This is a genomic window from Pseudomonas sp. Teo4, assembly GCF_034387475.1.
In the GTDB taxonomy this organism is placed as follows: Bacteria; Pseudomonadota; Gammaproteobacteria; order Pseudomonadales; family Pseudomonadaceae; genus Aquipseudomonas.
In genome coordinates this window covers 2,487,607-2,499,806 of record NZ_JAXCIL010000001.1, presented here as the reverse complement: position 1 = coordinate 2,499,806, position 12,200 = coordinate 2,487,607, and the positions used below count along the sequence as shown (strand labels likewise).

Here is a 12,200-nt window from a genome sequence, read left to right as displayed (position 1 = left end):
TCTATCAATGCTATTCTAGCCCTCTTCGCCACACTTTTTTCGCTGCGATCTAGCAGCTCCACGGTGCTCTGCGCACCGTGGAGCTCTCACCTCACTCAGCAGTGAAGCTGTACACGGCGAGCTTGTTGCCGTCTAAGTCACGTGCATACGCAGCAAAGGCGTTAGGTGCCCAGCCGCGTTCGCCTACTGCGCCTTCATCCTTGGCGCCGAGGGCCAGAGCAGCTTCATGGAACGCTTTTACAGCGGCACGGTTAGGCGCCTGGAAGCTGATGGTCACAACGTTACCTACAGAGGCAGGCTGGCCGTTGGCAGGTTTCAGAACGAAGAACGACGGTTTGTCTTCACCCCAGATCGAGCCATTTTCACCAAGATCGGCTACGCGTTTCAGGCCGATGGTGCCGAGCACCTTGTCGTAGAACTGCCGAGCTTGAGCCAGATCTTGAGTACCTACGGTCACATGAGTAAATACAGACATTTCAACCTCCTTCGGTTTGCAGTAGAGAACATGCGCTTGTCCAGCGCATGCCGATATGGACTTCAATTCAGAACTTAATAACTGTGCGAATGCTTTCGCCTTTACGCATAAGTTCGAAAGCTTCATAAATATCATCCAGTCCCATGGTGTGTGTGACGAACTTGTCCAAGGGGATCTCGCCATGCTGAGCCTTTGCGACATAGCTCGGCAGTTCAGTCCGCCCTTTGACTCCGCCGAATGCGCTGCCTTTCCAGACGCGGCCTGTTACTAGCTGGAAGGGGCGGGTGCTGATTTCCTGGCCTGCTGCTGCGACGCCGATGATGATCGATTCACCCCAGCCCTTGTGGCAGCACTCCAGTGCCGCACGCATCAATTGCACGTTGCCGATGCATTCGAACGAGTAGTCGACACCGCCATCAGTCAGATCAACAATGACCTCCTGAATTGGACGATCATGCTGCTTGGGATTGATGAAGTCGGTGGCGCCCAGTTCACGTGCAATGTCGAATTTCGCAGGGTTGATGTCGATGGCGATGATCCGGCTCGCTTTAGCCATCTTGGCTCCAATGACGGCGGACAAGCCGATTCCCCCTAAGCCAAAGATCGCGACAGTCGCACCTTCTTCAACCTTTGCAGTGTTGAGTACTGCGCCGATGCCGGTGGTCACACCGCAGCCTAGCAAGCACACCTTTTCTAGAGGCGCTTCTTTTGGGATCTTGGCCAGGGAAATATCAGGGACAACTGTGTACTCTGAGAAGGTCGAGGTACCCATGTAGTGGTGAATGGGTTGACCCTGATAGGAAAAACGACTTGTTCCATCTGGCATCAGCCCCTTGCCTTGCGTCGCTCGGACGGCTTGGCACAGATTGGTTTTTCCCGATGTGCAGAACTTGCACTTTCCACATTCCGCTGTGTACAGCGGAATAACGTGATCGCCCACAGATACCGACGTGACACCTTCTCCGATAGCTGCGACAACGCCACCGCCTTCATGGCCAAGAATGGCAGGGAAGAGGCCTTCAGGGGCGTTGCCTGATAAGGTATAGACATCGGTATGGCAGACGCCACTTGCCACGATTTTGACGAGGACTTCGCCAGCCTTGGGGGGCTCAACATCAACTTCGAAGATTTGCAATGGCTTTTCTGGGCCGAAGGCTACAGCTGCCCTGGACTTGATCATATTGGCCTGCCGTTTGAAAGCGTGGTTCTACCTTACTAGTCTCGGCATCAGGGCAGGCGCTGTTTGACCATGATTATCGGCCATCAAACCGTGCTAATCGGCCAAGCAAAAAGCACGCAATGGGAACGCAGCGGCCTGAAGTGCATAGGCCGAACAGTGGTCTTAGAAAAATAAAAAACGGCTAGCTACCGAAGGCAGCTAGCCGTGTTCTGGGAGATGGATTTAGGCTACGGCTTTGACCATATCTTCCACCACTTTCTTGGCGTCACCGAATACCATCATGGTCTTGTCTAGGTAGAACAACTCATTGTCGAGGCCTGCATAGCCGCTGGCCATGGAGCGTTTGTTGACGATGATGGTTTTCGCCTTGAATGCTTCAAGAATCGGCATGCCGGCGATCGGCGACTTCGGATCGTTTTTCGCCGCAGGGTTGACCACGTCGTTGGCACCCAGCACCAGTACAACATCCGCCTGACCGAACTCAGCGTTAATGTCCTCCATCTCGAAGACATGGTCGTAGGGCACCTCGGCTTCCGCCAGCAGTACGTTCATGTGCCCAGGCATACGTCCTGCCACTGGGTGAATGGCGTATTTGACGGTGACCCCGTTTTCCGTGAGTTTCTCTGTCAGTTCTTTGAGAGCATGCTGAGCCCGCGCGACTGCCAGGCCATAGCCCGGTACGATGATTACATTGTCAGCGTTGCTCAGCAGGAAGGTGGCGTCATCAGCAGAGCCCGATTTCACTGGCCGTTGTTCCTGGGAGCCCGAAGCAGCGCCGGCATCTGGTTCCGAGCCGAACCCCCCCAGGATCACGTTGAAGAACGATCGGTTCATCGCTTTACACATGATGTAGGAGAGGATGGCACCGGACGAGCCAACCAGAGAGCCAGCAATGATCAGCATCGAGTTGTTGAGCGAGAAACCGATTCCCGCTGCGGCCCAGCCGGAATAGCTATTCAGCATGGACACTACCACCGGCATATCCGCCCCACCAATCGGGATGATGATCAACACACCCAATGCGAAGGCAATTGCGACCATCACTGCGAATGCGGTGTAGTTGCCCGTGAATGTGAACCACAATCCGAGCAAGGCTGCAGACACGCCGAGGAGCAGGTTGAGCTTGTGCTGGCCAGGAAACTGGACGGGTGCCCCTTGGAAGAGGCGGAATTTGTACTTCCCGGAGAGCTTGCCAAAAGCGATGACGGAGCCAGAGAAGGTGATTGCACCGATCGCTGCGCCCAGGAAAAGCTCCAGGCGATTGCCCGTCGGAATTGGTATGCCGATGGAGCTGACGATGCCCAGCGACTGGGGTTCAAGCACCGCAGCGATGGCAATAAAGACGGCTGCCATACCAATCATGCTGTGCATGAAGGCAACCAATTCGGGCATCTTGGTCATCTCTACCCGCTTTGCCATGATCGAACCAGCGGTGCCACCAACGAGCAGACCAAGCACAACATAGCCAATGCCGGCTGTTGCCAGGTCAGCGCCGAGCTTGTAGATCAGCCCTACAGTGGTTGCGACGGCGATGGTCATACCCAGCATACCGAAAACGTTGCCTCGGCGTGAGGTTGTCGGATGCGACAGCCCTTTAAGTGCCTGGATAAAACATATTGAGGCAACCAAATAGGACAGCGTTACGAAGTTCATGCTCATGATTAGTTACGCCCCTCGTTTTTATTTTTCTTCTTGAACATTTCCAGCATACGGCGTGTCACCAAAAAGCCGCCGAATACGTTAACAGCTGCGAGTGTGACAGCGAGGGTGCCCATGACTTTGCCTGCGGGCGTTACAGTAAGTGCAGCTGCAAGCATTGCACCAACGATAACAATGGCGGAAATCGCGTTGGTGACCGCCATTAGTGGAGTGTGCAGGGCAGGGGTAACGTTCCAAACAACGTGGTAGCCGACGTAGATGGCCAACACAAAAATGATTAAGTTGTACACCCCGGAGGTGATCATGTCTTCCATCTTCTCAGTCCTTATCCGTTCTTACGGTAGATTTTGCCGTCAAGGCACATCAGGCATGCGGCAACGATGTCATCATCAAGATTTACAGTGAGCTCGTTCTTGTCGTTGACAATGAGCTTCATGAAATCCAGGACGTTACGGGCGTACAGAGCTGAAGCATCTGCAGGGAGAAGGGCAGGAAGGTTAGTTTCTCCAATGATCGTAACGCCGTGCTTGACTACGACGCTGTCTATTACCGTAAACGGGCAGTTGCCGCCTTGAGCTGCAGCCAAATCTACGACAACAGAACCAGGTTTCATCTCGGCTACAGTTTCAGCGCTGAGCAGTGTTGGTGCTTTGCGACCAGGTATCAAAGCCGTAGTAATCACAATATCTGCCTGCCTTGCACGCTCATGAACGGCCTCCGCCTGCCGTTTCATCCAGCTGGCAGGCATTGGGCGAGCATAGCCACCGACGCCCTGCGCGCATTCACGTTCCTCGTCTGTTTCATACGGAACATCGATGAATTTTGCCCCGAGTGATTCGATCTGCTCTTTAACTGCCGGACGTACATCGGATGCCTCGATCACCGCGCCCAGTCGTTTAGCTGTCGCAATGGCTTGCAGACCAGCAACGCCTGCTCCCAAGACAAGCACACGGGCAGCTTTCACTGTTCCAGCAGCCGTCATCAGCATCGGCATGAAGCGTGGATAATGTTCTGTAGCTAGAAGCACTGCTTTATAGCCGGCAATGTTGGCTTGGGATGAGAGCACATCCAGGCTCTGAGCCCTGGATGTCCGAGGAGCAGCTTCAAGTGCAAAAGCCGTAATGCGCTGCTTAGCTAAGGTTTCGATCAATGTATTGTCGAAAGGGTTCAACATACCAATCACTGCAGTGCCTGGTTTGAGCAAGGCAATTTCATTCTTATCGGGAGCGACAACCTTGAGAACGACTTCGGCTGAGAAAGCATCTGCCAAGGTTCCAATCGTCGCCCCCACAGACTCGTAGGCGGCATCAGTAATACTGGCAAGGATGCCGGCGCCACACTGGACGGTAACTTTATGTCCCTGGCCGATTAGCCTTTTGACGGTTTCCGGAGTTGCAGAAACCCTAGTCTCTCCCAGACGTGATTCCAAAGGAACACCAATATGCACGTCAAACCTCCTAGGCAGTGCTGGATGGACTTCTAGCATGTCGAGAAAATATTAGAACGAAAAGTCGTTCTATTTGGACATGACGAAGCAGGCGCTTCGCCATGTTTTAAGGCGAGTTAGAGAATGCGCTTATAATGGTGGCGCACTCCACACTGCCGGATGTTTATTCGTTGAAGATGGTCTCTGACCGGCCAATGCTCTTATAAATTTGAGGCTTGGCTAGCCTAAAGTAAATCGCAAGCATAACACCCAAGGCAAACACGCCGGCCAGGCTCCCAAGCCAGATCATATTTTCACCCTTTTCGCCGCCCGCAACGATCTCAAAGTTTTTAATTGAATAAACTGCAGTCAGCATAAAGGAAGTCGCAGCGAGCGTTGGGAATATGTACTTGTTCCAAGGGTTTTCGAGGCGACGTCTTTTCAATTTGAGGAACCAAACCACGATTGCAAGACTTACCAATGCCATGAGGAAAATGATACCCACTGCACCTAACCCGCCAGTCAGGCCATAGATGACGATTGGATCGACATTAGGTGCCACCATGGCAATGATGAGGAAGACAGCAGCCACAAGCGACACCGCAAAGGAGGAGCGGTAAGGGGAGCGATGCTGTTTGTGAATTTTCGACAGAGATTTAGGCAGCGTGCCATCTACCGCCATATTCAGTACGTAACGTGTAAGCACGTTATGAATTGAAATCAGGGCTGCGATAAGAGAGAAAACGACGAAGCAGTTTTTGATTTGAGTGAAGGTCTGACCAAGGTACGCGTGAATCGCATTTGAGAACATGATGCTAGGCTCTTTGGTAGCAATGTCAACTGCGCTATCACCGTAAGCCGCGATCATCATGTAGCAGGTAAAGCCATAAAATAGACCGATGGCCAACACCGACGTATAAGTGGCGCGTGGAATGGTCTTTTCTGGTGATTTAACTTCTTCTCGGTAAAGTGCGGTCGCTTCAAAGCCAATGAACACCAGAATCACAAATAGTACAGCTACTGGAATGTTACCGGCTACGAGAGTTTGGGGCATCAGCGGGTCAATGGGCATCGTCGAGAAGCCGTTCTTAAACAAAACGGCTGCGTTGAAAATCATGATGATTAGAACTTCGCCAACCATCGCGATACTCAGCGCTTTAGCCGAAAATTCGATGTGCAAGAAGCCGAACGTAGTCACAATGCCCCATACAAGCGCAGTCCACACCCACCATGGTGACTCCATGCCGGTGAGGCTGGTGTAGAGTTCGTTCGCACAGACGCCTAGGAATATATAGCTTCCGCAAAGCAACAGAAGGTAAGAGAAGGTCGCCAGGTAAGCTGCGCCAAGCCCCATAATATTGCCTAGCCCATTGCTGATGAACACGTAAAAGCTACCAGGCTTAGGCATATTGCGTGTCATGGCCATATATCCGATAGCAAATACCAAAACCATCAAGATGCCAAGAAAGTAAGCGACAGGTGTGCCTCGTCCACCGAAAGAAATGGTCAGAGGTAGGAAGCCTGTGACTACCGCAATGGGGGCGGAGAACGCAAGTACAGATAACGTGAGTGATGAAACACCCATGTTGCCGTGTAGGGTTGGTGCAGACTCACCGATATTCGGTGAAACACTGTTGTGCAAGGCTGCATAGTTGGCTTGATTTATTGTTGGCGTCACCGCTGTTACCTCATAGCTAAGCATTATGGCTAGATCTAGGGCGACCGAAAAGTCGATCGAATGCGTCAAGACTTTCGGACAGGCAGTACTTTAAAAATCCACCCTATCGAAAAACATCCGATAGGGTGGGGGTGTGACGATTGGCGAGCTGCGTGGGCTAACCGATTTCAGGACAGCTTTTGTACGGATACAGGAAGATTTACATAGGCGCGGGAGCGGTCAGAGTTATCCATCAGAGGGGTGCCCTCCAGCTTGAAGCTTGCGACACGCTCAGTCAGTACTCTGAAAATGGTCTCCACTTCAGCCCGGCTGATCACCTGACCCGCGCACTGATGCGCACCCATCCCGAACGAAATGTTCTGTGCCGCCTGTGGCGGACGGGTTGGATCGAGCGCCTCCGGATTCGGGAAAACCTCATCATCGCGATTTGCCGAATCGATGATGAACCGAATCCGTTCACCAGGATTGATCTGCACACCGAGCATTTCGAAAGGCTCAGTCGCGTAGCGGGCGAACGACAACTCGGGCGGATACAGCCTGAACAGTTCGTTAATGATCGCGGTTCGCTGCTCTGGTTGGCTTCGGTACATCTCGTACACCTCTGGATGGCGTGCGAAATATTCGATGCCTGAGCTTACGATGTAGGAAGGGTTGTGCCCCCCCGATCCCCAGAACAGAACGAGTGACTGGAAAAGTTCGTCTTCAGAGATTTCGCCTTCATCTTGCGCTTTGATCAGGGCATCGACCATGCCATCCCCTGGATTGGCACGTTTGTAGGCAATGATTTCCGAGACACGATTGCTCATGTACTCAAACGCCTCAGCAGCTTCGAAATTCACTCGCTCGCTGGCATTGGCAGCAAGAGCTGCCATGGTTTTGTGCATCGAGAAGATAACGGGCTCAAACCCATGAGGAGGCACTTGGAGCGCACTGCACATCGCGGCATGGGTGGGGCCGACGCCTAATAGCATGTTGGCATCAAAAGTCTCCCCAGAACGGAGTTCATTCAGCCGATCATTCACGAAGTCTTTTGAGGCTTCCACCCATCGGTTCACCAATTTTGGCGTGAACCATTTGTTGGTGCGGCGTCGAACTTCTGTATGCTTGGGCGGATCCATGAACAAGACGGTCTTCGACAATACCTTCCATGGCCCCGGTGGTACCCATTCAGGATCCACGATGCTTAAAGATGGCAGTTTTCCGTATTTAACAATATCTTCGTAGCGAGTGACGATGTAAGTGCCGTCGCTGCTTCTGTAGATAGGGTGGTTCTTGCGTGCATCCTCGTACCACGGGAACGGATTGGCAATGTACGCCGGATCGTTCCAGGGTAAGAAATCACCGGTTTCGGGCACAACCTTGCTCATTACAAACCTCCAAATAACTTCACGGGAGACAGTTTGGGCTATCCAACGTTATCCGTTATCGACGCAAGCCAAACCATGCAGCCATTGATTGCTTCGTTAAGGTAGCTCTTAAAATCACGCAAAGCTTGGGTAGTGGTAATGTCCATGGCATTGTTCCTCAAGTGTGCTGTAGAGACGTTCAGCATATACAGCCATGTCAGAGGCGGATTGTGGCTCATGGAATACTATTACATTTCTAAACCACTACCCGGCGCTTGACGATTTCGCTGCGAGCGAACCTTCAAGCTTTATTAAGTAGAGGGAGAATGCACTCGATCCAATTCGTCGCCACGTCCGACAGCGCTTCACCTTTTGCAGCATCATGTCGGCCCGTATCACCAACTTGGCGTGCACCCAATTCGGACAATTTTGCCGCGACCAAGTCAATCCCGTTGCCGTAAGTTTCATAGGTGCTATCACCCAGGCCAAAAGCAGCGAATTGAACAGCCGAGAGGTCAGGTGAGTCGGAAAGAAGCGCGGCATAAAATGGAGCCGTCGTTTCCGGTAGCTCGCCCTCGCCATAAGTTGAAGTGATGACAATCAATTTATGAGCGTTTGGCAGGTCGCTAACGCTGAAATCTTCCATTGGAATAATTTCAGCGTTAATGCCTCGTTCCTGGATATACGCTGCCATGTCATCAGCTGCCATCTCGGAGTTGCCGCTTTCAGTGCCAAAAGTGATACTAATCATTGTGTTTCACCCTTATCAAGGCTGGGTTTGGAAAACGAGTTCATCTGTTTTTTTAATGAAGCTCGACTCGTTCAGAGCATGCAGGTCGTTAGCGATTGCCAGCATAGTTTCGATATCGGTTACTTTTTTCCGACAGCGGCTCTCAGGCGCTAGCGCTTTTTCGTAGTTGTCAATTTTCTTCCAGCCTGAGAAATCAACCATTGGGTTGGCCAGTTCGTTGCGGATGGCATTGAATCCAGGTTTGGAGGATGATAGACGGCCAGCATCGAACATTTCACAGATTAATTCAGCTACTTGCTTTGCATCTTTTCTGTTTTCAGCGATGGCACCTTTTCCATCGCGGTTTAACCAACCGACCTTGAAAACATTTTTCCCGATCCAGTTTGATTCAGTGCAGGGGCTTCCGCAGGGACTTTCATTGGTGAAGCCGGTGGCTGAGATAATTGAGTCAACATAAAACTCTGAAGGGTCAGATGTTTCTGCCCTTTTCATTGAAAGTTGCAATGACGAGCCGTTATTCGCTATCGCTTTAGGCGTTGCGCCAAAATGGAATCGGACAATAATTTGGCTGTCGCTGGCCCGAGAGTTCGAGGCCTCCAGCAAAGTTTCCACGATCTTACCGGTGTCGGACTCAGTAATTCCGGTGAGCTCAATTCTAACTCCTCCAAGCGCAACGACTTCTTTAAGCATCGATAGATCAAATTTGGCCTGCCCGGCAGGCGAGCGTCCAAAGACCTCAATGCTTTCCACACCGTCTGCACGGAGCGCAGACAAGCGTCGGTCGTCTACGTCAGAACCGATCATGCCCGGCTCTGATTTGCACAGCAGCCTGATAACGTCCATGGCAACGTTACCGTTACCTATGACCGCCACGTGTCTTCCAAGAGGAGCCAGATCTCCTGTCTCAGTCAGTGGCAGTTCAAGTGCTGGATAGCCGTTCAACGCCTTGAGTAGTGCGCCGGCGCCGATCACATTGCAGCAAGCATCAGCCTCGACTGAAAGCTTACGGTCATGTCGCAATCCGGTAGCACGTACGACGATGTCAAAGCTGTCGGCAATTCTCTCAAAACTGATGTCATGTCCGACATGGACGTTCCCAGCAAATTGGACACCGTCTCGCTCGAACAGGCGATCAAACTGGGCCTCAATGGCTTTGGTGCCCTGGTGATCGGTGGCCACTCCATAGCGGAGGAGTCCATAAGGCACGGGAAGCGCTTCCAAAATGGTAATCTCTGCGTCTGGCCATTTCTTCCGCAAGAATTGGGCTGTGTAGCAGCCCGATGGGCCACTGCCCAGAACAGCGATGGTGGGATTTGCTATAGCCATTCTTCCTTCCTCCCTTGCTAACTAACGAACGTTAGCCTTGTGCTGAAATGAATGCACGTCTTATGCCAATGTCCATTGCCCCGGCTTACGTGGGTGCTGAGGTGCTAAAGCGCTCCATCTCTGGGCAAGCTGACGATCGACGCACCAGATCGATACTCGGAAGAGTAAATGGCCTGCTTGGCCGAAGCCTGCGGATTAGCGCGGGTCATCGCACTCGATGTAGTCTCTTTACTTACGGTTCTGCACATGATGGGATATGAAAGCTGCCCGTTGAGTCAACATAGATAACTCTCATGGAATCGTTCAGCTTGGTCACCTTGCACTTTTCAGTGTTACCGATCGTTACCTTGGAATATAAAACTCTACTGATGGTAACAGGGCTAGGCTCATTGACTCCTGCACTACAAACCGTTGATTTAATTAGGGAGCTCACCGTCATTTTCCAAATCAATTAGTATCGGCTAAAACGATCGCGGTACTCCCTTGGCGTGATTTTTAAAAGCTCTTTGAAAGTTGAGCGCGTTTGATCGTCTGAAGGAAATCCGCAATTGAATGCGATCCTTTTTATCGGCAATGTGCTGTCGCGCAGTAGCGCTCTTGCTTTGTCCATTCGCGCCTGTCTGATAAATTCAGTCGGACATTTTCCGACCTCTTTTTGAAAGGTTCTGCGAAATGTTCTCGCGCTCATAGTGCACATCGAGGACAGGTCATCAATCGTCAGCTTTTTGTCCAGATTGTTCAGAATCCATGCCTGAGTATCTAGGATGTTTTTTTTGCTCGATGGTTTGGCTGTAAGCTCACCAGCGAACTGGGACTGTCCGCCAGGTCTTCTGAGGTAGATAACCAGTTCTCGGGCCACGTAGAGTGCAACCTCGTGTCCGCAGTCCTGCTCGACAAAGGCTAGGCATAGGTCGATCACGGCGCTGACCCCGGCAGACGTCCAAAGATTTTCGGCCTGGATAAAAATTGAATCCGGTAGGACGGCGATTTCTGGATAGCGTTCTTCCATGACAGGCGCGTAACGCCAATGCGTGGTTGCCTTTTGATTCTTGAGCAGTGCGGCTTCTGCCAGAAAAAAATGCCCCGGTGCATAGGCCGGCACATCTTCGGACTTTAGCGGCATGCCGCCTGAGCCAGTTGACGGTTTGTGCATTATGAGCCAGTGACTCTGAAATTTCTGGGGAGCCGATAATCAGGCAAGTGTCTGGTATGGAAGATGAAAGTGGCTGAGTATCCAATGTGACGATCGAATCAGATTTTATGAGTCCGCCATTTTCTGAATGCGTTGTTAACTCGTAGTGGTGGTCGATCCCTTTCGACTTGCAGTACCGGTTTGCACAGTCGAACACCGTAATGAGGCCTACCGCTTCAAAGGACTTGAAGCCAGTGTGTACGATAAGGCTGATGCTTGTGGATCTTGTAATCATCGCACTGGTTTGCCTGTTATCTGAGTATCTGCCTTCCTGGTTATGCTCGCATTTCGTCGATGGAAAATGGCTCAGATAAAGCCGAGCGGCCCGGAAGACCGGGCCACTCGGTGATATCAGATCAGCACCATGCCGCCGTCAACCATAATGGTTTGGCCGGTGATGTAAGACGCCGCATCGGACGCCAAGAAGCGAGTGACACCTACCAGGTCATCTGGGAGGGCTGCACGACCCAGCAAAATGTTCTGAGTGAAGCTGTTGATCAGGTCATCAGGATTTTTGGTGACGCCGTAGCGGCGAGCATCATCATCCAGTGCTTTCCACAGTTCAGTGGCAACCACGCCTGGGGCGAAGCAGTTCACGGTGATTTTGTGCGAGGCCAGCGATCGAGCTGCAGACTGAGTCAGCGAAACCACGCCAAACTTCGACACACAGTAGTGAGCGTAGTCAGGCCAGCCTTGTTTACCTGCGATGGACGCAGTATTGATGACTTTACCGCCGTTTCCTTGAGCGATGAATTGCTTGGCGGCCTCCTGGGTGCCGATCAGCACACCCAGAGTGTTGATTTTAACGATGCGGTTAAAGTCCTCTTCCGTAACCTCCATGAAGGGGCAGGTCTGGCTGATGCCAGCGTTGTTGAACAGGACATCCAGTCGGCCAAAGGCTTTGACTGTCTCAGCGATCATCGATTTAACGGCAGCACGATCAGAGACGTCCACACCCACGCTCAGTGCCTGGCCACCAGCGTCACGGATTGCAGCAGCCACTTCGTTAGCACCGTCTTTGTTGACGTCGCCCACTACCACCAAGGCTCCGTTCTCGGCCAGATCCTGAGCCATGCTCGCACCCAGGCCTCGGCCAGCGCCGGTGACAATGATTACTTTGCCTTCTACGATACCACTCATGATTCCACCTTAATTGTCGTACTTGTT

Annotated in this window: 11 protein-coding genes; all 11 read right to left on the bottom strand. The window is 52.0% G+C overall.

What is annotated here, in order from left to right; genetic code table 11:
• Positions 1 to 91: 91 nt before the first annotated feature.
• Positions 92 to 475 (bottom strand): VOC family protein, encoded by a 384-nt coding sequence (locus PspTeo4_RS11215; RefSeq protein WP_322363814.1) that lies wholly within the window; start codon positions 473 to 475, stop codon positions 92 to 94.
• 67 nt (positions 476 to 542) lie between these two features.
• Complete coding sequence (locus PspTeo4_RS11210) at positions 543 to 1,655, bottom strand: S-(hydroxymethyl)glutathione dehydrogenase/class III alcohol dehydrogenase (RefSeq protein ID WP_322363813.1); 1,113 nt, start codon at positions 1,653 to 1,655, stop codon at positions 543 to 545.
• A 222-nt stretch (positions 1,656 to 1,877) separates the two neighbouring features.
• Entirely contained in the window at positions 1,878 to 3,314 is a 1,437-nt protein-coding gene (locus PspTeo4_RS11205; RefSeq protein ID WP_322363812.1) for an NAD(P)(+) transhydrogenase (Re/Si-specific) subunit beta, read from the bottom strand.
• A 2-nt stretch (positions 3,315 to 3,316) separates the two neighbouring features.
• Positions 3,317 to 3,628: an NAD(P) transhydrogenase subunit alpha gene (locus tag PspTeo4_RS11200; protein WP_322363811.1), complete on the bottom strand. Its 312-nt coding sequence runs from the start codon at positions 3,626 to 3,628 to the stop codon at positions 3,317 to 3,319.
• A gap of 11 nt (positions 3,629 to 3,639) precedes the next feature.
• Positions 3,640 to 4,761 (bottom strand): Re/Si-specific NAD(P)(+) transhydrogenase subunit alpha, encoded by a 1,122-nt coding sequence (locus PspTeo4_RS11195; RefSeq protein WP_322363810.1) that lies wholly within the window; start codon positions 4,759 to 4,761, stop codon positions 3,640 to 3,642.
• A 163-nt stretch (positions 4,762 to 4,924) separates the two neighbouring features.
• A complete protein-coding gene (locus tag PspTeo4_RS11190) occupies positions 4,925 to 6,442 on the bottom strand; it encodes an APC family permease (protein WP_322363808.1) in 1,518 nt (505 codons plus the stop codon).
• A 143-nt stretch (positions 6,443 to 6,585) separates the two neighbouring features.
• A complete protein-coding gene (locus PspTeo4_RS11185) occupies positions 6,586 to 7,785 on the bottom strand; it encodes a cytochrome P450 (RefSeq protein ID WP_322363807.1) in 1,200 nt (399 codons plus the stop codon).
• Positions 7,786 to 8,065: 280 nt separating this feature from the next.
• Positions 8,066 to 8,515, bottom strand: coding sequence for a flavodoxin domain-containing protein (locus PspTeo4_RS11180; RefSeq protein ID WP_322363806.1), 450 nt, complete (start codon positions 8,513 to 8,515; stop codon positions 8,066 to 8,068).
• 15 nt (positions 8,516 to 8,530) lie between these two features.
• Positions 8,531 to 9,841 (bottom strand): oxidoreductase, encoded by a 1,311-nt coding sequence (locus tag PspTeo4_RS11175; RefSeq protein WP_322363805.1) that lies wholly within the window; start codon positions 9,839 to 9,841, stop codon positions 8,531 to 8,533.
• A 451-nt stretch (positions 9,842 to 10,292) separates the two neighbouring features.
• Positions 10,293 to 10,964, bottom strand: coding sequence for a GlxA family transcriptional regulator (locus PspTeo4_RS11170; protein WP_322363804.1), 672 nt, complete (start codon positions 10,962 to 10,964; stop codon positions 10,293 to 10,295).
• A 420-nt stretch (positions 10,965 to 11,384) separates the two neighbouring features.
• Positions 11,385 to 12,173, bottom strand: coding sequence for a glucose 1-dehydrogenase (locus PspTeo4_RS11165; protein ID WP_322363803.1), 789 nt, complete (start codon positions 12,171 to 12,173; stop codon positions 11,385 to 11,387).
• Positions 12,174 to 12,200: the final 27 nt, after the last annotated feature.